General features: G+C 69.6%; 19 protein-coding genes. 8 read left to right on the top strand and 11 right to left on the bottom strand.

The window, feature by feature from the left end:
- Positions 1-53: 53 nt before the first annotated feature.
- Genes hrpA through N1027_RS10285 form a run of 3 tightly spaced genes read left to right on the top strand, consistent with a single transcriptional unit; the run spans position 54 to position 6,314 of the window.
- A complete protein-coding gene (hrpA, locus tag N1027_RS10295; protein WP_259507471.1) occupies positions 54-4,223 on the top strand; it encodes an ATP-dependent RNA helicase HrpA in 4,170 nt (1,389 codons plus the stop codon).
- A gap of 12 nt (positions 4,224-4,235) precedes the next feature.
- Positions 4,236-5,441, top strand: coding sequence for an MFS transporter (locus N1027_RS10290; RefSeq protein ID WP_259507469.1), 1,206 nt, complete (start codon positions 4,236-4,238; stop codon positions 5,439-5,441).
- 30 nt (positions 5,442-5,471) lie between these two features.
- Positions 5,472-6,314: an aldo/keto reductase gene (locus tag N1027_RS10285; RefSeq protein ID WP_259507466.1), complete on the top strand. Its 843-nt coding sequence runs from the start codon at positions 5,472-5,474 to the stop codon at positions 6,312-6,314.
- A gap of 72 nt (positions 6,315-6,386) precedes the next feature.
- Here N1027_RS10285 and N1027_RS10280 read toward each other — a convergent pair whose 3' ends face one another.
- On the bottom strand, positions 6,387-7,376 hold the full coding sequence (locus N1027_RS10280; RefSeq protein ID WP_259507464.1) for an aldo/keto reductase: 990 nt from the start codon (positions 7,374-7,376) through the stop codon (positions 6,387-6,389).
- Positions 7,377-7,530: 154 nt separating this feature from the next.
- Between N1027_RS10280 and N1027_RS10275 the strand changes: the two genes are divergently transcribed.
- Positions 7,531-8,415, top strand: coding sequence for a DUF4349 domain-containing protein (locus N1027_RS10275; RefSeq protein WP_259507462.1), 885 nt, complete (start codon positions 7,531-7,533; stop codon positions 8,413-8,415).
- Here N1027_RS10275 and N1027_RS10270 read toward each other — a convergent pair.
- From N1027_RS10270 to N1027_RS10255, 4 genes are all read right to left on the bottom strand, one after another.
- A complete protein-coding gene (locus N1027_RS10270) occupies positions 8,412-9,764 on the bottom strand; it encodes a glycoside hydrolase family 3 N-terminal domain-containing protein (RefSeq protein ID WP_259507460.1) in 1,353 nt (450 codons plus the stop codon). The genes N1027_RS10275 and N1027_RS10270 overlap by 4 nt on opposite strands.
- A gap of 284 nt (positions 9,765-10,048) precedes the next feature.
- Positions 10,049-11,218, bottom strand: coding sequence for an acyl-CoA dehydrogenase family protein (locus N1027_RS10265; protein ID WP_259507458.1), 1,170 nt, complete (start codon positions 11,216-11,218; stop codon positions 10,049-10,051).
- Between the two features lie 111 nt (positions 11,219-11,329).
- Positions 11,330-11,848 (bottom strand): gamma carbonic anhydrase family protein, encoded by a 519-nt coding sequence (locus N1027_RS10260; protein ID WP_259507456.1) that lies wholly within the window; start codon positions 11,846-11,848, stop codon positions 11,330-11,332.
- Positions 11,849-11,886: 38 nt separating this feature from the next.
- Positions 11,887-13,572 carry a cation:proton antiporter gene (locus N1027_RS10255; protein WP_259507454.1) on the bottom strand — a complete coding sequence of 562 codons (1,686 nt, stop codon included), beginning with the start codon at positions 13,570-13,572 and terminating at the stop codon, positions 11,887-11,889.
- A 79-nt stretch (positions 13,573-13,651) separates the two neighbouring features.
- Between N1027_RS10255 and N1027_RS10250 the strand changes: the two genes are divergently transcribed.
- Positions 13,652-14,053 carry a DUF3592 domain-containing protein gene (locus N1027_RS10250; protein WP_259507453.1) on the top strand — a complete coding sequence of 134 codons (402 nt, stop codon included), beginning with the start codon at positions 13,652-13,654 and terminating at the stop codon, positions 14,051-14,053.
- A gap of 75 nt (positions 14,054-14,128) precedes the next feature.
- Positions 14,129-15,367, top strand: coding sequence for a low temperature requirement protein A (locus tag N1027_RS10245; RefSeq protein WP_259507451.1), 1,239 nt, complete (start codon positions 14,129-14,131; stop codon positions 15,365-15,367).
- Here N1027_RS10245 and N1027_RS10240 read toward each other — a convergent pair.
- A complete protein-coding gene (locus tag N1027_RS10240; protein WP_259507449.1) occupies positions 15,336-17,015 on the bottom strand; it encodes an AMP-binding protein in 1,680 nt (559 codons plus the stop codon). The two genes, N1027_RS10245 and N1027_RS10240, sit on opposite strands and share 32 nt — an antisense overlap.
- 59 nt (positions 17,016-17,074) lie before the next feature.
- Between N1027_RS10240 and N1027_RS10235 the strand changes: the two genes are divergently transcribed.
- The gene (locus N1027_RS10235) at positions 17,075-17,227 is read left to right on the top strand and encodes a hypothetical protein (RefSeq protein ID WP_259507447.1); all 153 of its coding nucleotides are present in this window, start codon (positions 17,075-17,077) and stop codon (positions 17,225-17,227) included.
- 66 nt (positions 17,228-17,293) lie between these two features.
- On the opposite strand, the gene N1027_RS10230 is transcribed toward N1027_RS10235, so the two are convergent.
- The 5 genes from N1027_RS10230 to N1027_RS10210 all read right to left on the bottom strand — a co-directional run bounded on the left by N1027_RS10230 (position 17,294) and on the right by N1027_RS10210 (position 22,495).
- Positions 17,294-17,503 carry a hypothetical protein gene (locus N1027_RS10230; RefSeq protein ID WP_259507445.1) on the bottom strand — a complete coding sequence of 70 codons (210 nt, stop codon included), beginning with the start codon at positions 17,501-17,503 and terminating at the stop codon, positions 17,294-17,296.
- A 30-nt stretch (positions 17,504-17,533) separates the two neighbouring features.
- Positions 17,534-18,298, bottom strand: a complete 765-nt coding sequence (locus N1027_RS10225) for a hypothetical protein (protein ID WP_259507443.1) — start codon at positions 18,296-18,298, stop codon at positions 17,534-17,536.
- 74 nt (positions 18,299-18,372) lie between these two features.
- Entirely contained in the window at positions 18,373-19,608 is a 1,236-nt protein-coding gene (locus N1027_RS10220; protein WP_259507441.1) for an FAD-dependent oxidoreductase, read from the bottom strand.
- A 193-nt stretch (positions 19,609-19,801) separates the two neighbouring features.
- Positions 19,802-20,692 carry a type IV toxin-antitoxin system AbiEi family antitoxin domain-containing protein gene (locus N1027_RS10215; RefSeq protein ID WP_259507439.1) on the bottom strand — a complete coding sequence of 297 codons (891 nt, stop codon included), beginning with the start codon at positions 20,690-20,692 and terminating at the stop codon, positions 19,802-19,804.
- 240 nt (positions 20,693-20,932) lie between these two features.
- Positions 20,933-22,495: a DUF7059 domain-containing protein gene (locus N1027_RS10210; protein ID WP_259507437.1), complete on the bottom strand. Its 1,563-nt coding sequence runs from the start codon at positions 22,493-22,495 to the stop codon at positions 20,933-20,935.
- Between the two features lie 56 nt (positions 22,496-22,551).
- On the opposite strand from N1027_RS10210, the gene N1027_RS10205 reads away from it, so the two are divergent.
- Positions 22,552-24,153, top strand: coding sequence for a carboxylesterase/lipase family protein (locus tag N1027_RS10205; protein ID WP_259507436.1), 1,602 nt, complete (start codon positions 22,552-22,554; stop codon positions 24,151-24,153).
- The last annotated feature ends 81 nt before the right edge of the window (positions 24,154-24,234 follow it).

The following is a 24,234-nucleotide window of genomic DNA, read 5'->3' as shown; positions in this document are numbered from 1 at the left end:
CAAAGTGCTTTGCGCGTCAACAGGATGCGTGCTCGTCGTACGATGAAAGGCTGATGGCCACCCCCTCCCCCCTCCACATCGTCTTCCCTCCTGAGCTGCCCGTCAGCCAGAAGAGAGACGAGATCGCGCGCGCCATCCGCGACAACCAGGTGGTGATCGTGGCGGGAGAGACCGGATCGGGCAAGACCACACAACTGCCCAAGATCTGTCTCGAGCTCGGCCGCGAGAACATCGGGCACACGCAGCCCCGGCGGCTCGCTGCCCGCACCATCGCCGAGCGCATCGCCGAAGAGCTCGGTCAAGAGGTGGGCGGACTCGTCGGGTACCAGGTGCGGTTCACCGATCGGGCTTCGGCTGCCACCCGCATCAAGCTGATGACCGACGGCATCCTGCTCAACGAGATGAATCACGACCGGATGCTCAGCCGGTACGACACGATCATCATCGACGAAGCGCACGAGCGCAGCCTCAACATCGACTTCCTGCTCGGCTACCTCAAGCAGCTGCTGCCGAGGCGCCCCGACCTCAAGCTCATCATCACGAGTGCCACCATCGACCCCGAGAGCTTCGCGCGGCACTTCGCCGATGCCGCAGGCGAGCCCGCTCCCATCGTGGAGGTCTCGGGCCGCACCTTCCCGGTCGAGATCCGCTATCGCCCCCTGGCCCCCGACGCCGAAGGCGAGGACGCCGACACCGACGTCGATGCTCCCGGCCCGTCCGCTCCCGCCTCCGCCTCCGCGGGGGCCGATCATCGAGTCGCCAAGAATGGTCGGAATGGCGGCGCGGATTCCGACAATTCTTGGCGACTCGATGGCGGCAGCGGCGGGCGCGGGGGCGGTGGTCGCCGTGGCGGCACCGCCACCCCGCGCGAGCGCGAGCCCAAAGACCTCTTCGAGGCGATCGGCGACGCCCTCGACGAGCTCGCCCGCGAGAAACCGGGCGACGTGCTCGTCTTCCTCTCGGGCGAGAACGAGATCCGCGACGCCGAGGAGTCACTGCGCGGCCGGCTCGCCTCGAGCGGGCGCGCCGGCGACACCGAACTCCTCCCCCTCTACGGGCGGCTGAGCGCCGCCGACCAGCACAAGGTGTTCCAGCGCTCGAGCACCCCGGGCGTCCGCCGCCGCGTCATCCTCTCCACCAACGTCGCCGAGACCAGCCTCACCGTTCCGGGCATCAAGTACGTCATCGACTCCGGCACCGCCCGCATCAGCCGTTACTCCGTGCGCTCGAAGGTGCAGCGGCTGCCGATCGAGCCGATCTCGCAGGCATCCGCCAACCAGCGCTCGGGGCGCTCCGGGCGCACCAGCGACGGCATCGCCATCCGCTTGTACTCCGAAGAGGACTACACGCGGCGGCCCGAGTTCACCGACCCCGAGATCCTGCGCACGAACCTCGCCGCGGTCATCCTGCAGATGATCTCGCTCGGCCTCGGCGACATCGCCGCCTTCCCTTTCTTGCAGCCACCCGATTCGCGCGGCATCAAAGACGGGCTCGACCTGCTCGCGGAACTCAACGCGGTCACCACGGCAAAGGATGCGGGCCCGTCGTTGACGAAGATCGGCCGCGACCTCGCGCGCCTGCCGATCGAGCCGCGGTTCGCCCGGATGGTCGTGGAGTCGAAGCAGACCGGCACGAGCCGCGAGGTGCTGGCGATCGTGGCGGGGCTCACGATCCAAGACCCGCGGGAGCGCCCCCTCGAGAAGCGCGGCCGCGCCGACGAACTGCATGGGCGCTTCGCCGACCAGACCAGCGACTTCCTCACCCTGCTGAACCTCTGGAACTACCTCGAAGAGAAGCAGCGCGAGTTGTCGTCGAGCGCGTTCCGGCGCCTCTGCAAGGCCGAGTTCCTCAACTACCTCCGCATCCGCGAGTGGCAAGACGTGTATCGGCAGCTGCGCCAGCTCGCCAAGCCTCTCGGGCTCACCATCGGCGAGCCGAGCGTGAACCCTGACGGCATCCACAAGTCGATCCTCTCGGGTCTCCTCTCGCAGATCGGATTGCGCGACCAGGCCAAACGCGACTACCTCGGGGCTCGCCAGACGCGGTTCATGATCTTTCCCGGTTCGGCGTTGGCGAAGAAGCAGCCGTCGGCCGTGATGAGCGCCGAACTCGTCGAGACCAGCCGCTTGTTCGCCCGGATGAGCGCCGCCATCGACCCGGCCTGGGCCGAGCCGCTCGCGGGCGACCTGCTGAAGCGCAGCTATTCCGAACCGCATTGGGAGAAGAAGCAGGGCGCTGCCGTGGCCTACGAGCGGGTGACGCTCTACGGCGTGCCGATCGTGGCGCGGCGGCGCATCCAGTTCGCCCGGGTCGACGCGGAGTATGCGCGGGAACTGTTCATCCGGCACGCGCTGGTCGAGGGCGATTGGGAGTCTCAGCAGGCCTTCGACCGGGCCAACCGTGCTTTCCGCCGCGACCTCGAACAGCTCGAGGAGCGCTCCCGGCGGCGCGACATCCTGCTCGACGACGAAGCGGTTTTCGAGTTCTACCAGGCACGCATCCCTCGCGACGTGGTGTCGCAGCGCACCTTCGAGGGATGGTGGAAGAAGGCGCGGCACGACGACCCCGAGCTGCTCACGATGACCGCCGACACGCTGCTCCCCGAGGGGGCGCCCGAGGTCGACGAGACCGAGTTCCCGGCGCAGTGGCAGCAGGGCGACCAGCGACTCGCGCTGCGCTACCGCTTCGAGCCGGGCGCCGACGACGACGGGGTGACCGCGACGGTTCCGCTCGCTCTGCTGCCGCGGCTCGATCCGGTGGCGTTCGAGTCGCAGGTTCCTGGGTTCCGGCAGGAGCTCGTGACCGCGCTCGTCCGCTCGATGCCCAAACGCCTGCGGGTGAACTTCGTGCCGGCCACCGACTGGGCGGTGCGCCTGCTCGATGAGTTGGGGCCGGATGCGGTCGACGGATCGGATGCGAAAGGCGGGTTCCTCGCGCGACTCGCGGCCCTGATGACGCGGCTCGCGCACGTGCCGGTCTCCACCGACGACTTCGACCGCGAGCGGTTGCCCGACCACCTCCGCGTGACGTTCCGGGTGGTGGACGAGCGCGGCGCGACCGTCGGCGTGGGCAAAGACCTCACGGCGCTGCAGGCACGTCTGGCCGACGCGGCGCGGGCGAGTATCGCCCGGTTGTCATCGGCTGCGACGGCGCCCGATTCGCGGGATGCGCGCGCCGGCGGTCGCAGCAGCGGCCGCGGCGCGGGCGCGAGCGGCGGTGCGGATGCGGCGGGTGGGCCTCGCGGTGACGCAGCGAGCGGCGCCGGTGCAGCCGCCGCCGGGGTCGGCGCGGGCGCAGATGGTGCCGCCGGCGCGGCGGCCCGCATCGCCGGCGCACCCTCGGGCGGCGCGGTCGAGCGCTCCGGACTCACCGACTGGACCATCGGCGACCTCCCCCACTTCGTCGACACCCGCCAGCACGGCGGCGTGATCCGCGCCTACCCGGCACTCGTCGACGAGAAGTCGAGCGTAGGCGTGCGCCTCATGGCCACCGCCGACGAGCAGGCGCGCGCGACACCGGCCGGGGTGCTGCGACTGCTGCTGCTCGCGGTGCCGAGTCCGGCATCCTATGTTCGCGAGCACCTCACCCAGAACGAGAAGCTGCTACTCGCCACGAGCCCCTACCAGAACGTGCAGGCGCTGTTCGACGACGCGATGCTCGCCTGCGCCGACGAAGCTCTGCGGGCGCTGCACCCCGACGGCCTCGTCTGGACCCGCTCCGAATTCGACGCCGTGCGCGACCGCCTCTCGGCGGCGGTGCTGCCGTTGCTCGACCAGACGGTCGCGACGGTGGTGCGCATCCTGGGCGCGGCCCGCGACGCCGATCGCAAGCTCAAGACGGTGACGAGCATGGCGCTGCTGCCCGCGATCACGGATGCGCGCGAGCAGCTGGCCGCTCTCGTGCGCCCCGGGTTCATCAGCCAGACCGGCCTCGCCCGCCTCGGCCATCTCCCGCGCTACCTCGCGGGCATCACGTACCGCCTCGAGAAGCTCCCCGACAACCCCGCCCGCGACCGCGCCTGGATGAACGAGGTGCAGACCGCGACCGAGCGCCTCGTCGACGCGGGTGGCAGCGTCCCCCTCCGCCCGCACGCCCCCGAGAACCTCGTGCGCGCTCGCTGGCTCATCGAGGAACTCCGGATCGGGTTGTTCGCCCAGCCCCTCGGCACGGCGGAGCCCGCATCGCTGCAACGCATCACCAAGTTGTTGGCCAGTACCACGTAGACTCGTTCGGTTATGAGCAGCTACACCGAACTCCTCAAGACGCGTGGCGTCGCCCGCATCATCGCCGCTCAGCTCACCGCTCGATTCCCGTTCGGGATGCTTTCACTCGCGTTCCTGCTGCACATCGAGCACACCTACGATTCCTACGGCGTCGCAGGCCTCGTGCTCGCCGCGCTCAGCATCGGGCAGGCCATCGCGGGGCCACTGACCAGCCGGTTGATGGGCGTCTGGGGCATGCGCCGCGTCATCCTGCTCACCATGATCGTGTGCGCGATCGCCATCTCCGGCATCGCGCTGCTGCCGCTGTCGATCCCGGCCGCCATGTCGGTCGCGTTCGTCGCCGGCCTCACGATGCCGCCCATCCAGCCGGCCGTGCGCACCATCTACCCGAAGATGGTCAACTCCTCCCAGCTCACACCGCTGTTCTCGCTCGACGCCTCGGCGCAGGAGATCATCTGGGTTCTCGGTCCTGTCATCACGACCTTCGTGTCGATCCAGATCGGCACCGTCTGGGGCATCCTGCTCGCCGTCGCCTTCCTCGTGGGCGGCGGCATCTGGTTCCTCACCAGTCCGGAGCTCGGCCGCGTTCGCATCCCGCGCTCGAAGCGAAGGCTCGGTGCGGTGCTGAAGAAGCCGCCGGTGCTGCTGGCCACGATCGTCGGGTTCCTGCTCGTCGCCACCTGCGCGGCCATCGAGGCCGGGGTCGTCGCCACCTTCGGCGAGGGCGGCGCACAGGCCGGCATCGTGCTCGCCATCTTCGCCGTGGGCTCCCTCATCGGTGGTCTCTCGCTCGGCCACAAGCCGATCGGGCCGTGGGCGCTCGCCCGGCGCATGGCGATCGTGTTCGTGGGAACCGCGCTGGCCGCCGCCTCGCTCAACATCTGGTGGCTCGCCATCACCCTCTTCATCGCCGGCATCGGCATCGCACCCGCCCTCGCGGTGATGTTCGCCATCGTCTCGACGAGCGTGCGGTTCAGCGACACGGCGGAGGCCTATGGCTGGGTGGGCACGGGCCAGCTGATCGGAGCGGCGGTCGGATCGGCCCTGGCCGGCTTCCTGATCGACGGCGTCGGAGCGATCGGCGCCTTCGTGGTGGCCGCAGCGCTTGCCCTCCTCGGCTTCTTGGTGCCGCTCCTCGGCAAGCGCTTCCATCCCGACCTCCGCGGTCGCGACGCGAGCCCGCTGCCCGACACGGAACCAGTGCAGCTCACCGGTTAGGCTCGCAGCCCCCCGCGCGATAATCGAATCATGGTCGACGCACTCTCCCCCACCCTCCCGCTCCACGACGGGCGGCGCATCCCGCAACTCGGACTCGGCGTCTACAAGACCACGGATGCCGAAGCCGCCGAGGCGGTCGAGTTCGCCCTGCGGCACGGCTACCGCCTCATCGACACCGCGTCGATGTACCTCAACGAGACGGGCGTGGGCGAGGGAGTTCGGCGGAGCGGCCTGCCCCGAGAAGACGTCTTCGTGACCACGAAGGTCTGGTTCACCGAGAACGGCTACGACAGCACGCTGCGCTCGTTCGACGAGAGCCTCGACCGGCTCGGCACCGACTACGTCGACCTCTACATGATCCACTGGCCGGCTCCCGCCAACGACCTCTACGTGGAGACCTGGCGAGCCCTCGAGCGTCTGGCGGCTGAGGGCCGGGCACGATCCATCGGTGTCGCCAACTTCCACACCAAGCACCTCGACCGGCTCCTCGCCGAAACCGGCACGACTCCGGCCGTCAATCAGGTCGAGCTGCACCCGTGGCTGCCGCAGGCGGAGGTGCGTGCGTACGACGCGGCCCACGGCATCCTCACCCAGTCCTGGTCTCCGCTGGCCCGCGGCCACGTGCTCGATGCCGCGCACGGCGGGGAGGTTCTGGCCGCACTCGGACGCAAGCACGGCAAGAGCCCGGCGCAGATCGTGCTGCGCTGGCACGTGCAGCTCGGCGTCTCGGTGATTCCGAAATCGGTGACTCCGTCGCGCATCCGCGAGAACATCGACGTCTTCGACTTCGAGCTCGACGCCGACGACCTGGCCGCCATCGCCTCCCTCGCGACGGGCGAGCGCACGGGCGTCGACCCCGACGACCGCAACTGAGCTATAACGCACAGAATGCGAGGGACCGATCGCCTATACGGGGTCGGTCCCTCGCATTCTGTGCATGACGGATTACCAGCGCGGGTGGATGGCCTCGCGGAAGTAGCGGTCGTAGATCTCGTGCACGCCCTCGTCGAGTGCGGCGGGCACCGAGAGAAGGCCGGCCGCGGCGTTCGACTCCGCCTGCGCACGGCTGCGGGCGCCGGGGATGACCGAGGTCACGCCGGGCTGGCTCGCGATCCAGGCGATCGCCGCTGCGGCCGGCGTCGCATCCGGCATCGTCGACGCCACCAGCGCCGAGAACTCGCGTGCCGCGGCGACGCCCTGCTCGTAGTCGACGCCCGAGAAGGTCTCTCCCACGTCGAAGCTGCCGCCGTCGCGGTTGTAGTTGCGGTGATCGTTCGCCGCGAACGTCGTGTCGGCCGTGTAGCGACCCGACAGGAGCCCCGAGGCGAGAGGCACGCGCGCGATGATGCCCACGCCCGCGGCCTGCGCTGCCGGCAGCACCTCGTCGAGCGGCTTCAGCCGGAACGCGTTCAGGATGATCTGCACACTCGCGGTGCCCGGGCGCGCGATCGCGGCGAGCGCCTCGTCGCAGGTCTCGACGCTGACGCCGTAGGAGGCGATCGCGCCCTCCTCGACGAGGGTGTCGAGTGCGTCGTAGACCTCGTCGCTCGAGAACACGGGGGGCGGCGGGCAGTGCAACTGCACGAGGTCGAGCCGGTCGACTCCGAGGTTCGCGCGGGAGCGATCGGTCCAGGCCCGGAAGTTCGCGAGCGTGAATTCGCCCGACTCCTGCGGCCCACGACGTCCCATCTTCGTGGCCACGGTCAGGGGCGCCTCGGGGTTCTCGCGCAGGAACCGCCCGATCACCGTCTCGCTGCGCCCATCGCCGTAGACGTCGGCTGTGTCGAAGAAGGTGACACCGGCGTCGACGGATGCGCCGAGCACGTCGAGTGCGGCCGTCTCGTCGACGTCGCCCCAATCTGCTCCGAGCTGCCAGGTGCCGAGGCCGACGATGGATACCGAGCGGCCGGTACGGCCGAGAATGCGCTGCTGCATGATGCTTCGAGCGTAGCGCGCTCCGCCGTCGAGGATGGCCCGGGTGGCCAGTTCACCACTCGTTCAGACATCCGGCGTGCGTGCGGATAACGACCGGATAACCATCCGCGGAGTTCCAGGCAGCACACAGAGATCCCTCTCTACAGTGAGCCTCATGAGACGAATGATCCTCGCTTCCTCGGCCGTGGCCGCCGTGCTCCTGCTGGCCGGCTGCGCCGCCTCCGGCGGGTCGTCGTCGGCGCCGTCCGGCGTCGTCGCGCCCGATCAGGGAACCCGGGAGGGTTCGGCGAGCGGCGAGGGTTTCGCCGACGACGCGGCGACCACCGACCAGAGCGTCATCACCACGGGCTGGATCACCGTCACCGTCGACGACCCGATCGCCGCCACCGACGACGCGGTCGCTCTCGTCGAGTCGCTCGACGGGCGAATCGATTCCCGCACCCAGCAAGCGGGCTCCGACGACCAGCGGGCCAGTGCCCAGCTCACCATCCGGGTGCCGGCCGACGCGGTCGACAAGACCATCGACGAGCTGAAGAAGCTCGGCACCGTCGAGCAGGTCTCGCTCAGCACCAACGACGTCACGCTGCAGGTGCGCGATCTGGATGCGCAGATCAAGGCCCTGCAGGCATCCGTCGACCGGCTGCTCGCGCTCGTCGACCAGGCCGCCACCACGGCAGACCTCGTCGAACTGGAGACCGCGATCTCCGACCGGCAGGGCCAGCTCGACAGCCTGAAGTCGCAGCGGGAATACCTCGCCGACCAGATCGACTACTCCACCATCACGCTCGACCTGCAGGAGAAGGGCGCGCTGGCCCCCAGCGTTCCGGGAGACTTCTGGAGCGGCCTCGCCACCGGATGGGCGGCGCTGACGGCCGCCGTCTCAGGCTTCGTGGTGGCACTCGGATTCTTCATCCCGTTCCTCATCCCGATCGCCGTGATCGCGGCGATCGTGCTGCTCATCGTGCTGCTCGCCCGCCGCGGCGGCAAGACGCCCCGCACCCCCGCACCGCCGGCTCCCCCGGCCCCGCCCGCCCGCTAACGCGCCGGCGCCGCGGGCACCGCCACAGGTACCGGGTGCTGCTGCAGCCAGAGGTCGCGACGCAGCGACAGGTCGCGGAGCGCCGCCTCGTCGATGGTCTGCTCCGAGACCTGCCCGGCGTGCACTGCAGCCACGATCGCCGCTGTCATGGCGGGCAGGTCGAGCTGCGTGTTGTAGAGCAAGAGGTCGTTGCCCGCGTTGAGGGCGGCGATCGCATTCGTTGTGCGGTCGGCATACTCCGGAACACCGGATGCCTCCAGCATGAGCAGGTCATCGGTCACGGCGACCCCGTCGAAGCCGAGGTCGTCGCGCAGCACCGCGTGCCAGGCCGCCGAGAGCGATGCCGGGGCCGGGTCGACGGCGCTGTAGACGAGGTGCCCGAACATCACCATCGGAGCGCCCGCGTCGATGCCCGCCTGGAAGGGCGGCGCGTCCTCGGCCTGCCACTGCTCGAAAGGCAGATCCGTCGTGGGAAGCGAGGAGTGCGAATCGCCCGGAGCGGCGCCGTGCCCCGGAAAGTGCTTCACCGTGCTCAGCACCTTGCCGTTCTCGGCCTCGACGGCGGCGGTGACGCGCTCGCTCGCGGAGGCGGCATCCGTTCCGAGCACCCGCTCGTAGATGAACGACGACGGATCGGCCGTGACATCGGCGATCACCCCGAAGTTCACCGTCATGCCGGTCGACTGGAGCAGATCGGCCCGCTGCGTGAAAGCATCCGTCGTCGCCTGCACGGGTTCGTTCTTGAGCGTCTCGGCCGAGGCGAAGGTGTCGGCGCCGAGGCGCGCGACGATGCCGCCCTCCTCGTCGATGGCGACCAGGGTGCCGAGCCCGTCGTCGCCCGGCAGGGCGGCGGTGAGCGCGGCCGCCTCCTCGGTGCTTCCGGGCACGTTGTCGCCGAGCAGCAGGAGTCCGCCGGGTGCCGATGTCGTGAGATAGGCCTGCAGGGCCGCCGGATCGGCGCCGGCCACGTGCACCATGAACAGTGACGCGATCTTCTGGTCGAGGGTCATCGAGGCGAGACGTTCTTCGGCGAACGACCGGATGCGTTCGTCGCGACTCGGGGCCGGGAAGGCGGCGCGCTGACGGGTGAGCACCTCCGCTGCCCCGGTCGGCGGCACGGTGGCAGAGCCACTGCCAGAGCCATTGCCGCTGCCGCTGCCACTGCCCCTGTCACCGCCACTCGGCGACGGCACGCCGGCCGCTGCCGCCGCTCCACCGCTCGACGGAGACACCGTGCTCACGATTCCGGAGGCGGGCACGTTCGATGCGCAGCCTCCGAGGGCGGTCAGGCCGAGCATCATCGCGCCCACGACGAAGCGCAACCGTCGCGGCCGGAACGCACCGCGCATCCTCGCCTTCCTGTCACCCCGCGCCGCCATGTCGCGGCTCGCTTCCACTTCGCCCCTCACCGCCACTCGGCCACTCGCCGCCATGTCGCGGCTCGCCTCCACTTCGCCCCTCGCCGCCACTTCGCCCACCGCCGCCACCGCGGACCCCACCGCGGCCCTCACCGCAGCTTCACCCCTCGCCTCCGTTTCGGGAGGAGGAGACGCGAACGACGCCCGAATACGGGGGTCGTCTGCTTCTCCTCCTCCCGAATTCGCGCGGTGCACTCGATCCGACGCGGAGACCATCACTCGGGGATCGGCCCGAGCAGCGCGTTGGCGACGGTGTTGTGCGCCGACTCCCCGTCGGAGGGATGGAAGATCCCCGCCACGACGTCGCGGTAGAGCCGTCCGAGCTCGGCCGACGAGTAGATGGCCGAGCCTCCCGCTACCCGCAGCGCCTGGTCGACCACGAACCGCGCACTCTCGGTCGCCCGCACCTTGAGGCCCACGAGCTTCGGGAACCATGCCGGGCCGTGCTGCAGCAGCGCGTCGACGTCGGCGGCGAGCGCCTCGATCTGCGGCGGGATGGCGTCGTGCGCGATCCCCGCCTCCGCCACCTTCCAACGGATGTCCGGGTCGTGGGCATACGGGCGGCCACCGGCTTTCAGCGAGGTGCGCCGGTGCGCAGCCTCGACGGCGAGCTCGATGGCCCGCTGGCTGATGCCCGTGTAGACGGCGGCGAGCAGGATCTCGAAGTTCGAGAAGATGCCGAAGATCAGCGGGTCGGCGCTCGGCCCCTCGGGCAGCGTGCGGAACACCCGGTCAGCAGAAGCGACAGCGCCGTCGAGCACCGTCGTGTTGCTCTGCGAGGCGCGCATGGCGAGCGTGTCCCAATCCTCGACGGTGGTCACCCCCGTGGCCGAGCGATCGAGGAAGGCGTGCACCAGCATCGGCGCCGACGGGTCGGAGGCGTCGCGACCGAAGACGCCGAGCCTGGTCCAGACCGGGGAGAGCGAGGTGAAGATCTTGCGGCCCGTGAAGGCGTACGAGCCGTCGGGCAGCGGATGCGCATCCGTCGTCGACCCGAACAGCACGAGGTCGTTGCCCGCCTCGCTGTTGCCGAAGGCGAAGACCTCACCGGCGGCCGCGTCGCGCAGCACCCACTCGAGAGATGAGTCGCCGCGGTCGAGCAGCACCTTCGCCACGCCCGTCCACACCAGGTGCATGTTGATGGCGAGCGCCGTCGCCGGCGCCGCCGTGGCGAGCCGCGTCTGCTCCCGGGCCACCCGGGCGAGGCCGAAGCCGAGCCCGCCCAGGGCGACGGGGGTGAACATCCGCAGGTAGCCGACTTCCTGCAAGTCGCGCAGGTCATCGTGCGGAAAAGAGTTCTCGCGGTCGTGAACCGCCGCCCGCGAACGGATGCGCGCCAGCAGCTCGTCGTCGATCAGCGAGTCGGAGGGGGTCGTCGTTGCCACCCGCTCAGGCTACTCGCGCATCCTGAGCCCGTGCGGCGAACCGTCGTCGCCGAATCGCCAGTATCCGTCGGTATCGGATGCGTTGTAACGGCGTGTCTTGGCGATTCGCCGCTACCCGACGATCGTCGCCGCGGCGTGCGCGGCGGTGAGGCGCAGGTAGGTCTCCGCATTGCGGCGGATGCCCGCCCGCTCCTCTTCGCTGAGCTCGCGGCGCACCTTCGCCGGCACGCCGGCCACGAGAGATCCGGGCGGCACGATGGTGCCCTCGAGCACCACGGCCCCGGCCGCGACCAGCGATCCGGCGCCGATGACGGCACCGTTCAGCACCGTCGCGTGCATACCGATCAGGCAGTCGTCGTCGATGGTGCAGCCGTGCAGCACCGCACCGTGCCCCACGCTGACCCCGGCGCCGATGGTGGTGGGGATGCCGGCATCCGCGTGCACCACCACGTTGTCCTGCAGGTTCGAGCCCTCGCCCAGCGAGATCGAATCGGTGTCGCCGCGCAGCACGGCACCGTAGAACACGCTCGAACGGGCGGCCAGGCGGGTGCGGCCGATGACGGTGGCGGTCGGCGCGATCCAGGCCGACTCGTCGATCTCAGGGGTGGCGCCATCGACGGTGATGATCATGGTTCTCCAAGCAGAGGATGAGGGGAAACGGAACGAGGTCAGAGGCGGTTGCCGAGACGCGACACGATGGCCGCCTCCTGGTAGTCGAGCTGCTGCAGGAATTCGCGGGCGGCGTCGTCGTCGAGTTTGTTCGCGTCGCGCTCGGCCACCACGGCGTCGCGCTGGGCCTGCAGCACGCGGCGGTAGAGCGACCCGAAGGTCTGTCCGAACTCGCCCGCCGTCGGATCGGGTGCCCGCTCCGCGTCGTCGGACTGCCGCGCCACCAAGGACTTGACCCGCTCGAGCAGCTCCGGCGGCATTCCCGGGGGCGGCGACGCCATGAAGGTGGCGAACTCCTTCTTCGACGCCTGTTCGGCCACCTTGCGGGCGAGCGCTTCCTGTTCCTTGTCGTATTCGTCCTGCTTCGGGTCGCTGAGGTGCAGCGCCCGAATCAGCGCGGGCAAGGTGAGACCCTGCACGAGCAGGGTGCCGACGGCGACGATGAAGGCGATCGCCTGGATCTCGGCCCGCCCCGGGAAGGGCTGCCCGTTCGCGAGCAGCAGCGGCACACCGGCCGCGGCGGCGAGGGTGACCACACCGCGCATCCCGGTCCACGACACCACCACGCTCTCGCGCCAGTTCAGGAACACCGGGAACTGCCGTGGCCGCCGCCCGCGCGCGACCCGGATCGCGTTCTCGCGGGCGATCCGTTCGCGCACGCGCACGTCGCTCGCCACTTTGCGGCGCATCAGCTTGTCGGTGACGATGTTGCGGCCGAAGGCGAGAAACACCCAGACCGGCCGGATGAGGAGCACCACCAGCAGCACCAGCAGCCCCGCCCCGAACACCGCCCAGACCGACTGGCCCGCCTCGGTCAGATCCTGGATGACGAAACGCAGCTGCAGGCCGATATAGGCGAAGACGAAGGCTTCGAGCAGAACGTCGAGCGAGCTCCACACCTGACGCTCCTGCAAGCGCGTCTCGTAGCCCGCCCGGCTGGAGTTCGTGCCGACCACGAATCCGGCGGCCACCACCGCGAGCACGCCGGAGGCCTCGAGCTGTTCGGCGAGGAGGTAGGCCGCGAACGGCACGATCAGGCCCAGCACGGTCTCGAGGCCGGCATCCTTCAACAGCCGACGGATGAGCATCGAGACCCAGGCGAGCGCGACGCCCACCACGATCCCCACCAGCGCGCTGTAGAGGAACAGCAGCACCGGGTTGTCGAAGATGGTGTGGGTGCCCGCCACCGCGGCCACGCCGATCGAGAAGAGCGTCAGCGCCGCCGCGTCGTTGACGAGGCTCTCGCCGGTGAGGATGGACATGACCCGCTTGGGCAGGCCGAGCTTCTTGCCGATGGAGACGGCGGCGACGGCATCCGGCGGCGACACGATCGCACCGAGGATGATCGCGGTTCCGAAGGTGAGCACCGGCACCGCCCATGACGCGAAGAGCCCCACCACGAGGGTCGTCACGACGACGAGCCCCACGCCGAGGCCGACGATGGTGCGCAGATTGCGCATGAAGGAGAAGAACGAGAAGTTGAGCGCCGCCGAGTAGAGCGACGGCGGGAGCACGAGCCCCAGGATGATGTCGGAGTCGAGTTCGACGCCGGTGAATCCCGGAATGAAGGAGGCGGCGAAGCCGACCAGCGTGATCACGAGCGCCGGCTGCAGGCCCCGGCGCTGAGCGAGTCCGGTCAGCGCGATCGCCCCCACGATCACGAGAAGGAGCTGCACACCGTTCACGCTGCCACTCTAGCCGGGGGCCCCACTCCCGCCGGGGCCAGCACGCGGCTGAGGGCTCCGGCCCAATAGGGTGTTGACCATGGAGGATGCGATCGACGCCGTGTCGTTGATCACCGAGCTCTTCAGCTGGATCGGCCTCGGCGCCGGCGCCCTGCTGCTCGTGGCGGGGCTCCTGCGGGGCGCGTACTTCCGTGGTTGGAGCGAGACGCTCGGCGTCGTGGTGATCGACGCCAACGGCGACCTCGCCTACCGCTGGCTCGGCGAAGACGGGCTGCTCTACGAAGCACCCTCGATCGACGACGACACCCAGGTGCTCGAACCCGGCGAGGACGTGACGGTCTACGTCAGTCCCCGCGACCCCTCGGTCGGGCGGATCGACAATCCCAAGCACGAGGGGCGGGCGTTGCGCACCACCGCCTGGATTCTGCTCGGCCTCGGCGGGTTGGCCGTGGTGCTGCAGTTCGTGCTGCTCTTCCTCTGAGGCACGTCGGCCGCAGGTTGCCACCGCGGGTCACCACCGCGGGTCGCCGCCCGGCGCCGCTCTAAGCTGGTGCGCATGTCGAAAGACGCGCGCCCTCTGAACAGCCTGATCCCGATGGTGCGGATGCGCGCCCGCGACATCGACGAGCCCGGCCGAGTCTCCAGCCCCCTCGAGCTGCTGTTCGACCTCACCTTCGTGGTGGCGATCTCCTCCATCGTCGGCCAGCTCGCCCACGCCATCGCCGAAGACCACCTCGACACCGCCCTGCCGAACTACCTGATGGTCTTCTTCGCCATCTGGTGGGCGTGGCTGAACTTCACCTGGTTCGCGTCGGCCTACGACACCGACGACGTGCCCTACCGCCTTCTCACGATGGTGCAGATGGGCGGAGTGCTCGTGCTCGCCGCCGGGGTGCCGAGCGCGTTCGAGACGGGCGACTTCACCCTCATCACGCTCGGCTACTTCATCATGCGCATCGCGCTCGTGGTGCAGTGGCTCCGGGCCGCCGCGCAAGACCCCTCGGGTCGCGCGACCGCGCTCCGCTACGCGCTCGGCATCGCGGTGGTGCAATCGCTGTGGATCCTGCGCCTGTTCTTCACCCAGGGATTCCCGTTCGGTGCTCAGGTGGCGATCTTCGTGATCCTCGCGCTGTGCGAGATGGCGGTGCCGCTCTGGGCCGAACGAGGACAGATGACGAGCTGGCACCCGCATCATGTCGCCGAGCGCTACAGCCTCTTCACCATCATCCTGTTGGGCGAATCGGTGCTGGCGTCGAGCGTCAGCGTGCAGAGCGTCGTGAGCGCCGGGTCGTCGTCGGGCGAGTTCGTGGTGCTCGCGGCATCCGGTCTCGCGCTGTTGTTCGGACTGTGGTGGGTGTACTTCTTGGAGCCGGCGCACGAGGGCCTCGAACGCAACCGCGACCGGGCCTTCTACTGGGGGTACGGGCACTACGTCGTGTTCGCATCGCTGGCCGCCCTCGGCGCCGGCCTCGAGGTGAGTGTGGAGGCGATCGGCCACCATCTGGAGGCGCCGCCGATCGTGGTGGCTTACTCCATCGCCATTCCGGTGTCGGTGTTCCTCGTGTCGCTCTGGGTGCTGAACCGTCCGTTGAACGGTCCGACGGTGATCCCGCCCGCCGTGTCGCTCGGCGGGGCGGGCGTCGTGCTGTTGCTGCCTCTGCTCACAGGCGCGTTGGCTCTGGCGGGGGTGGTGCTGGGGATCACGATCGTCATCGCGCTGGTGATCGCGCTCACGATCCTCCTGCGCCGGCCGAGGGCTACTGCTACTCCAGCAACTCCCGCAGCTCCCGCCTGAGCACCTTGCCGACGTTCGACTTCGGCAGGTCGTCGCGGAACAGGATGCGCTTGGGCCGCTTGTAGCCGGCCAGCTCGCCCTTGAGGTAGGCGCGCAGTTCGTCTTCGGTGAGCGAGTCGTCGGCCTTCACGACGAACAGCACCACCGCTTCACCCGAGTGCTCGTCGGGCACGCCGATCACTCCGGCGTCTTTGACTTTCGGATGCGCCATCGCGACCTCTTCGACCTCGCTCGGGTACACATTGAAGCCGGAGACCACGATGAGGTCCTTCTTGCGGTCGACGATCGTGATGTAGCCGTCGTCGGACATCGACGCGACGTCGCCGGTGAGCAGCCAGCCGTCTTTCAGAACGTCGGCTGTGGCATCGGGCTGATTCCAGTAGCCCGACATCACCTGCGGGCCGCGCACGCACAGTTCGCCTGCGTCGCCGAGCGGAACGACGTTGCCCTCGTCGTCGCGGATCTCGATGTCGGTCGAGGGCAGCGGCAGCCCGATGGTGCCGACGCGCGGCGCCATCCAGGTGGGGTTGACGCTCACCACCGGTGAAGCCTCCGTGAGGCCGTAGCCCTCCACCACGTCGTTTCCCGTGGCATCCTTCCACGCCGTGGCGGTCGATCCCCGCAGAGCCATACCGCCCGCAACGGTGAGCTTCACCCCGGAGAACTCGAGCGACCGGAAGTCGGCGCGGTCGAGCAGCGAGGCCGCGAGGGTGCTCACCAGGATCAGCACGCTCGGCTTGGTCTTGGCGATGGTCTTGGTGAGCCCGGCCGTGTCACGCGGATTGGTGATGAGCACGTTGTGCGCCCCGAAGTTGAAGAAGGCGAGGCAGTTCACCGTGAGGCAGAAGATGTGGTACATCGGCAGGGCCGCGATCACCGTCTCGACACCCTCGTCGAGCCGCAGCCGCATCGGCGCGAGCATCTGGGCCTGATTCGACATCAGGTTGAGGTGGGTGACGACGGCGGCCTTCGTGCCACCGGTGGTGCCGCCCGTGTACTGCAGCAGCGCGGTGTCGTCGCGCGTCACCTCCGGCAGGGCGACGGATGCGTGTCGCACGCCCTTCGCGAGCGCCTCCCGGAATCCGACGGTTCCGGTGAGGCCGTGCTTCGGCACCATCTTCTGCACGTGCTTCACCACGAAGTTGGTGACCACGCGCTTCGCGGGGGGCAGGAGGTCGCCGACATCCGTCAGCACGACGTGCTTGATCTGCGTTTCAGCGATGATCGTGTGGAGTTTGTCGGCGAAGTTCTCGAGCACCACGATCGCCACGGCGCCGGAGTCGACGAAGACCTTCCGCATCTCGTGAGCGGTGTACAGAGGGTTGGCGTTCACCACCACGAGACCGGCCTTCAGGGCCCCGAACGCCGCCACCGGGTACTGCAGCAGGTTGGGCATCTGCAGCACGATGCGGTCGCCTTTGGCGAGGCCGAGCTCGCCCACGAGGAAGGCGGCGAAACGGTCGGAGAGGGCGTTGATCTGCCGGAAGGAGAGCACCGTGCCGAGGTTCGAGAATGCCGGGCGGTCAGCGTACTTGCGGCAGATCGATTCGATCAGACTGCCGATGGAGTCGAATTCGACCGGATCGATCGTCGGTGAGAGCTCGGGAGAGTAACTGTTCAGCCACGGACGGCTCTCGTATGCGTTCATCGCCTTCTTCGGTGTCGACGGGCTGGGCTGAGACTTACGGTACCCGCTATCGTCGTCACATGAGCAACGACGACGACGAGTACGAGAACCGCCCGTCCGGCTTCATCGGGCGACTCGGTCACGCCCGGATGCTCGCTTGGATCGTGATCATCGGGCTTGTCGCGCTCAGCATCGGCGCCATCTCGGTGGTCATCGTGCTGCAGAGCGCCTAGAGCGACTCCAGCTCTTCGACCGTGCTTCTTCGACCGCGGTGCGTCGCGTCCACGCGGGCGACGCGCTTACGCGGTCGCCGGCGCTGAGTCGTCGTCGGGTGTGGCGTCGTCGATGAGCTCCTGGTCCCACTCCTTCAGAGCCTGCTCGGCCTCGCCGCGCGTGTCGAAAGGACCGAGCGAGGGTGCGCCCGGAAAGTCGTCCGGGTTCAGGTCGGTCGTGACGTAGTAGGTGACGGTGTCGTCTTGCTCGTGCTCGACGATGCGCAGGTCTGTCATAACGTCAGACTCTACCGACTCGGCGAGGCATCAGAAGTCGAAGCCTCCGCCGAAGTCGCCGCCTCCGAAGTCGCCGCCTCCGAAGTCGCCCGATCCTCCCGACCAGTCGCCGCCACCGCTGTCGCCCCAGCCGCCGCCGTCGCCTGCCCCGCCGTCAGCGCTGACACCGCCGTCGGATGCACCACCCGCGTCGCCGCCGGCATCCGAACCGCCGTTGTCGCCCGAGTTGTCGTTGTTGTCGCCGGAGTTGTCTCCGTTGTTGTCGGTGCCGTCGCCCGCGGCCTGGTCGGCCCCCGGGTTCGGCAGGAAGGCGCTGACGAGCGCCGAGCCGATCACGTAACCTGCGACTGTTCCGAGCAGGGAGCTGGCCACCATGCTGCCGAAACCCATACCCTGGCCGCCGCCGTTGCCACGGCCGGCCCCGTTGAACGAGCGCTCGAGCGTGCCGGGCTGGCGGATCTCGGAACGGGTCGCCGCCTGAGCGAGCGAGCGCGGGTCGTCGCCTCGCGGCTGCTCGCCGGGGGGCGCGTTCTCGCTGAGCTGGGTGAAGAGGATGCGCCGCTGCTCGGGAGTCAGCTTGGTGAACGCTTCCTCGTGCACCTGCTCGATGGTCTCGGGCGGAGCGGTGCGCAAGAGGTAGCGGTAGCGCTCGACCGCGATCTCGTCGTCGGTGCGAGCGGGAGCGGCCGTGTTCGCGGGCGGCGGCGGGTAGCTCTGGCCGGCCGGTGCGGGCGGCGGGTAGGAGGCGGACTGCTGCGGTTCTTCTCGGCCAAGGAGGCGGTCGAGGAATCCCATGGTGATCGCTCCGATCTCAGCGGGCGCCGGATGCGCCGTCGCTTTCGTCCAGTCTGGCGTCGGCGACTGGGGAATCACTGTGCCCCGACCACGACCTCGCTGATGGTCTCGGGCCGGAATCCGCGGCCGATCAATCGCGGGGCGATCGAGCGGATCGTGGGCACGAGAATATTGAGGCCCGCCCGCTGGGCCGGCGTCGGCGGGTTCGCCAGAAGCGGCTTCGACTGCGGCTTGCCGATGGCGCTGTGCAGTCGCAGCTGGAGGGCCTGCATGGCGCGCACGGGAGGAAGGCGACGGCGCTCGATGGCCGCCAGGTCGCGCTCGCTCACCCCGTCACCCAGCAACGGCTCGGCCAGCCGGTTGGCGGTGGCAACCGCATCCTGGATCGCGTAGTTGACCCCCACACCGAACGCGGGCGACATGGCGTGCGCGGCGTCGCCGATGCAGAGGAGTCCCGGGCGGTGCCAGGTCTCGAGGCGGGCGACTTGAACGGTGAGGAGCTTCACCTGATCCCAGTCGGTGAGCGAGTCGACCACCGGCTGCAGGGGTTTCGCCGTGCTCGCGAGAGACTCGCGGAAAGCCTCGAGCCCCGCCGCCTGCACCTCGGCGAAGCGACCCTTGGGAATGACCGACCCGGCCTGGATGTGGTCGCGTCGATCGATGGTGAGCACGAGGGCGTTGCGGTCGAGGTAGGCCAGGGTCGAGGGCGGCGAGACCGGCGGCTTCGGCAGCGCGAACCAGAGCACGTCGATTCCCACGCCGAACTCGCGCGGTTCGAGGCCGGTCGCGGAGCGAACCGTGGAGCCCCGACCGTCGGCGGCGACAGTGAGTCGGGCGACGACTTCGAGCTCGCCGTCCGCATCCGTCGCCGTCACGCCCGTCACGGCGGAGCCGGCGCGGCGAACCCCGGTGGCGTTCGTTTTCATCAGCAATCGGAACGAGGGGAACTCCTGGGCCTTGCCCGCGAGGAAGTTCAAGAAGTCCCACTGCGGCATGAAGGTGAGGAAGTCGTCGGGCGCCGGAAGCCGGCCGAAGTCGACGGCGTGGATGCGCACCCCGTTCACCACGAAGTCGAGGGTGTGCACCTCGCTGTGCGGCAGTTCGAGGAACTCGTCGCGGAGGCAGAGCTGCCCGAGGAGGCTCAGAGTGGAGGGATGGATGGTGTCGCCGCGGAAGTCGCGGAAGAAGTCGGCGTGCTTCTCGAGCACGACGACGTCGACTCCGATGCGCCCCAGCAGGTATCCGAGCATGATGCCGGCGGGCCCGCCCCCCACGATGCACACGTCGGTCTCGATCACGCGTGTCGCCATGCCCCCACTGTACGGTCGCCTCCCGCCGCGCGACATCCCCCGCTCCTGTCCCCCACCGCCCGGGCGCTTCCGTCCGGTCCCCACCGCCCCGGCGCCTCCGTTTCGGGAGGAGTAGCGCGCAACGACGCCCGTATGCGGGGGTTCGTTCCCGCTTCCTCCTCCCGAAAACGTGGTGACACTCCCGCAAACGAGGTCACGCACCGAATGCCGCTCGTCGCTGACGCCCCGACCAGCGGTGCTCACCACGAGCCACCAGCGACCGAACGACCTCGAACGCAGCCTGCCAGCCCAGGGTCACCTGCTCGTAGCTCAGCCGAACGACCCTGAAGTCGAGTGAGTGCAGCACGAGGTCCTTCATTCTGTCGCGCTCGAAGTCCTCCTTCTTGGAATGCCATTCCCACCCATCGAGCTCGAGAACGAGGCGATCGCCGATCAGGTTGTCGACGATCCCTGCCCCAGTGATCGTCACCTGCGTGCGGTACCGGATGGTCGCGGCTCGCAAACTCAACCGCGCCTTCGTTTCGAGACCGGACTCACTGCCCGCGTCGACCATGTCGAAGAAGCGGGCGTACCGTGCCGGCAGGGGGTCGAGAAGGTCGGCGAGCTGGAACGTCGACAGGTCGCCGCGGTTGAGCGCCGAATCGAGCGACGCCACGGCGTCCATCCACGGCTGGCACATCACCGCATGGCCGAGCGCGACGGGCAGCGGGTCGAACGCGGTCAGGCCCAGCGGCTGGGCGGGCAAGGCGCGATGGATGACGGTCGGCGTTCGCGAGTGACGACCATCCGCCGCCGAGGGCGAGTGCCCCGAGTGCCGGCCCGCGGAGATGTGCGGGTGGGGATCACGGATGGCCCAGACGCGATGCGCGCGGAGCACGTCGAGGCACGAGATCCTGCCCCCGAGCCGGATCGCGCCGATGGCGGGCGAGGACGCGCCCGCGGCCGCCAGCCATCCGCGAGTGACCCGCTCGAGTTCGCCTCGGCGCAGACTCCGGGTGATGTCGGCAGGCGAGAACCCGGCGGAATGCAGATGGGCGGCACTGGCCACCGCGCCCTGATGGTGGGTGAATTCGAGGATATCCATGCCGACAGCATCGGGATTCTCGTCAGCTGCTGGAGTGGCCGCGGGCGATCTGTGGAGAAGTGTCGAGATTCGGGAGGAGGTGCAGAACACGAGGCGCCCTGGAGGGGTTCGTGTCACGCAGCTCCTCCCGAAACGGAGGCGGGGCGGAAGGCGCGGCGCGCGGCGAGGCGGTCGGCGAGGCGGGCGGCGCGGCGTGCGGCGCGGCGATCGGCACGCAGACGACGCGGGCCGCGCGCGGGGTCAGGGGGCGGCGGGGAGGAGGAAGGCGTCGGCCAGGAGGGCGCGGATGGGCGGGAGGAGGTCGGCGCGGAGCGCCTGCTCCGAGACCGCGAGCAGTGACGCGATCGCCGCGATGATCGCGCCGACACTCAGGTCGCCGTCGCACGCTCCCACGAACGCCGCGAGGCCCGTGTCGAGCGGAACCGACCGCGCGAAGCCGCCGCCCTGGCGCAACGTCATCACGACCGGGTCGTCGTGCCCGGGCCAGTAGTGCCGCTCTTCGGTGACGTCGGAGGCGTAGACGAGCGTCTCGCGAAGCAGCGCCGCATCGTCGCGATACACCGCCCAGTCGTGACCGGCGAGACTGACCGCGAGGTGATCGCCGAGCCCCGACGGGTTGGAGCCGATCGCCGAGTCGACGCGCTCGTAGCGGGCGAGCGTCGGCTCTCCGCCGAGCGCCGGGCGGCGCAGCAGCACGTATCCGAATCCCACCTCGAGCACTCCGCGTGCCTCGAAGTCGTCGAGCCAGGCGCCGTACAGGGGGTCGAACCCGGGGGTGCCCGGGCGCGTGCCGCCGTCGCGGATCCAGGTCTCGGCGTAGCTCGCCGCATCCTGCCGTTCCCGCTCGATCACCCAGGCGTCGAGCCCTGGCCCGTCTGCGCCCTCGACCCATCCCCGCACCCGTTCGAGACCGTCGAGCTCAGCGGATGCCCGGTACTCCCAGTTGCCGAGCAGCTGAGCGATCCCGCCGGGTGTCAGGTGCTCGCCCGTCTGCCGCACCACCTGCTCCACGAGGGCGTCGCCCACCATGCCGCCGTCACGGTATTCGTACTGCGGCACGCCCTGCACCCTCGGCGTGATGACGAACGGCGGATTCGAGACGATCCGGTCGAACCGCTCGCCCTGCACCGGCTCGAACAGGCTGCCGTGGCGGAACTCGATCGAGTCGATGCCGTTCAGTCGCGCGTTCAGGGCCGCCAGCTCGAGCGCCCGCCGCGAGATGTCGGTCGCCACGACGCGCTGGGCGTGGCGGGCCGCGTGCATGGCCTGGATGCCGCATCCGGTGCCGAGGTCGAGCACCGAGTCGGCTGGTGTCGGAATCATGAGCCCGCTCAGGGTGTTCGACGCCCCGCCGATGCCGAGCACGTGGTCTTCGTCGAGCGCGCGGCCGAGCGCCGCTTCACCCAGGTCGGAGACCACCCACCAGCTGCCGGCGCCGAGGGAGTCGACGAAGCTGTACGGTCGCAGGTCGAGCAGCGCGCGCACGTTCACGTCGTCGGGCCCGGATGCCGCCCCCACCAGTCCGAGGGCGCTCGCGCCTTGCACACCGAGTCGCGGCAGCGCCGCCGCCAGCTCGTGTGCGGGCACCGCGTCGCCCAGCACGAAGAGTGCCGCCAGCGTGGCGGCCGGCGGCAGCGGGTCTCCGGATGCGCGGAGTCGCCCGAGCGCCCGCTCCGCCGGCAGCCGTCGCCCCCGGAAAAGCGCCGACGCCGCCTGCTCGCCCCACAGCGAGTCGAGCACGTCGACCCGGTAGCGGGCGGCGGTGAGGTCTTCGCGCAGGAGGTCGATCGATTCGTGGTCCACCCGACCATTCAACCCGGTCCCGGCGCGCGGAACGGCCGAATCGCTACAGTGGCCTCATGCCCGCTCTGCCCGTCGACTCGGACGTCGACCCGCTCGTCGTCGAGGTCGCATCCGGAGCCGTGCGCGGCTCGCTTCGCGAGGGCCTCCGCAGCTGGCGCGGCATCCCGTACGCCGAACCTCCCGTCGGCCCGCTGCGGTTCCGCAGCCCGCGGCCACCGCAGCCGTGGACGGGCGTCCGCGACACGTTCGAATACGGCCACGCGGCCCCGCAGCACGAGAACAAGGCGATCTCCCTGCCCGAGGGCGTCACGCAGTCGGAGGACTGCCTGACCCTCAACGTGCTGGCCCCGGCCGCAAGCTCGACCCTGAAACCGGTCATGGTCTGGATTCACGGCGGCGCCTACTTCGCCGGGTCGAGCGCCCAGCCCCTCTTCGACGGCACCCACCTCGTGCAGAACGGCGACGTCGTTTATGTGGGCATCAACTACCGTCTCGGCGCGCTCGGGTTCCTCGACTTCTCGTCGCTCAGCGACGGGGAACCAGCCGGCGGAGACGCCCCCAGCGACGCCGCCCACTTCGAGACGAACCTCGGGCTCCGCGACATCCTGGCCGCCCTCGAATGGGTGCAGCAGAACATCGCCGCGTTCGGCGGCGACCCGGGCAACGTCACTCTCTTCGGAGAATCAGCGGGCGCCGGATGCGTCACCACACTCCTCACTTCGCCCGCGGCCTCCGGACTCTTCCACCGCGCCATCGCCGAGAGCTCTCCGGCGACGTCGGTCTACTCGGCGGAGCGGGCGGCCCGCGTGGCCCGCCGCTTCCTCGCCCTGGCCGGTGTGCCGCACGACGAGCCGCACCGCCTCCGCGAGCTGCCGGTCGCCACGCTGAACCAGGCCGCCTTCGACCTCGTCGGCGCCGTCTCGGCCGAGAGCCCCGGCACGCTCGCCATCGCCCCGGTGGTCGACGGCGACATCGTGCCGGTGCATCCGATCGACGCCTTCCGCGACGGAACCGAGCTCGCCGTGCCGCTCATCATCGGCACCAACCACGACGAAGCGTCGTTGTTCAAGCTGATGAAGTCGCCGCTCATGCCGATCACCTCCGTGAGCGTGCACGCGATGTTCGACGAGATCGCCGCCGAACGCCCCGATCTGATGGGTGCCGAGGCGCAGGTCGAGGCCGCGTATCCGCGCTATCCGCGCCGTCAGTCCCCCGCCGAACTCTCCCGTGACGCGGGCTTCCGGATGCCGTCGATCTGGCTTGCGGCCGCGCACAGCCGCGTGGCCCCCACCCGGATGTACCGCTTCGACCACTCCCCTCCCCTTCTGAAGATGCTCGGCATCGGCGCGACCCACGGCGCCGAGATCGCCTATGTCTTCGGCAACCTGAAGATCTCAAAGAAGGACTTCAGCTTCGACCTCGGTGGCCTGGTCGAGGCGCACCGGGTGTCGGCCGCGCTGCAGCGGCGATGGATCGCGTTCGCAACCGCAGGCCACCCCGACGGCGCGTACGGCGGCGACCCCGACGCCCCCGACTGGCCGCTCTACGACGAGAACACCCGCTCGACGCTCGTCATCGACCACGGTGAGAGCATCGTCGACGACCCGGATGCCGCAATCAGAACGGCCTGGGGCGACGAGGTCATCGGCTTCGACTAGTGTCGATTCCTGCTCGCCGGTCGCCGTCTGCGACAATCGGACGTGCGTCGCACGCTGCCGCGACGCATCCGTCGACGACGA

The sequence above is a fragment of the Herbiconiux aconitum genome (assembly GCF_024979235.1).
Lineage (GTDB): Bacteria > Actinomycetota > Actinomycetes > Actinomycetales > Microbacteriaceae > Herbiconiux > Herbiconiux aconitum.
The sequence above is the reverse complement of the archived record's forward strand: the minus strand, read 5'-3'. Positions and strand labels throughout refer to the sequence as shown.

Coding starts and splice junctions, on each gene's coding strand:
- hrpA (WP_259507471.1), top strand. CDS start 54: ATGGCCACCCCCTCCCCCCTCCACATCGTCTTCCCTCCTGAGCTGCCC.
- N1027_RS10290 (WP_259507469.1), top strand. CDS start 4,236: ATGAGCAGCTACACCGAACTCCTCAAGACGCGTGGCGTCGCCCGCATC.
- N1027_RS10285 (WP_259507466.1), top strand. CDS start 5,472: ATGGTCGACGCACTCTCCCCCACCCTCCCGCTCCACGACGGGCGGCGC.
- N1027_RS10280 (WP_259507464.1), bottom strand. CDS start 7,376: ATGCAGCAGCGCATTCTCGGCCGTACCGGCCGCTCGGTATCCATCGTC.
- N1027_RS10275 (WP_259507462.1), top strand. CDS start 7,531: ATGAGACGAATGATCCTCGCTTCCTCGGCCGTGGCCGCCGTGCTCCTG.
- N1027_RS10270 (WP_259507460.1), bottom strand. CDS start 9,764: ATGCGCGGTGCGTTCCGGCCGCGACGGTTGCGCTTCGTCGTGGGCGCG.
- N1027_RS10260 (WP_259507456.1), bottom strand. CDS start 11,848: ATGATCATCACCGTCGATGGCGCCACCCCTGAGATCGACGAGTCGGCC.
- N1027_RS10250 (WP_259507453.1), top strand. CDS start 13,652: ATGGAGGATGCGATCGACGCCGTGTCGTTGATCACCGAGCTCTTCAGC.
- N1027_RS10245 (WP_259507451.1), top strand. CDS start 14,129: ATGTCGAAAGACGCGCGCCCTCTGAACAGCCTGATCCCGATGGTGCGG.
- N1027_RS10240 (WP_259507449.1), bottom strand. CDS start 17,015: ATGAACGCATACGAGAGCCGTCCGTGGCTGAACAGTTACTCTCCCGAG.
- N1027_RS10235 (WP_259507447.1), top strand. CDS start 17,075: ATGAGCAACGACGACGACGAGTACGAGAACCGCCCGTCCGGCTTCATC.
- N1027_RS10230 (WP_259507445.1), bottom strand. CDS start 17,503: ATGACAGACCTGCGCATCGTCGAGCACGAGCAAGACGACACCGTCACC.
- N1027_RS10225 (WP_259507443.1), bottom strand. CDS start 18,298: ATGGGATTCCTCGACCGCCTCCTTGGCCGAGAAGAACCGCAGCAGTCC.
- N1027_RS10220 (WP_259507441.1), bottom strand. CDS start 19,608: ATGGCGACACGCGTGATCGAGACCGACGTGTGCATCGTGGGGGGCGGG.
- N1027_RS10215 (WP_259507439.1), bottom strand. CDS start 20,692: ATGGATATCCTCGAATTCACCCACCATCAGGGCGCGGTGGCCAGTGCC.
- N1027_RS10205 (WP_259507436.1), top strand. CDS start 22,552: ATGCCCGCTCTGCCCGTCGACTCGGACGTCGACCCGCTCGTCGTCGAG.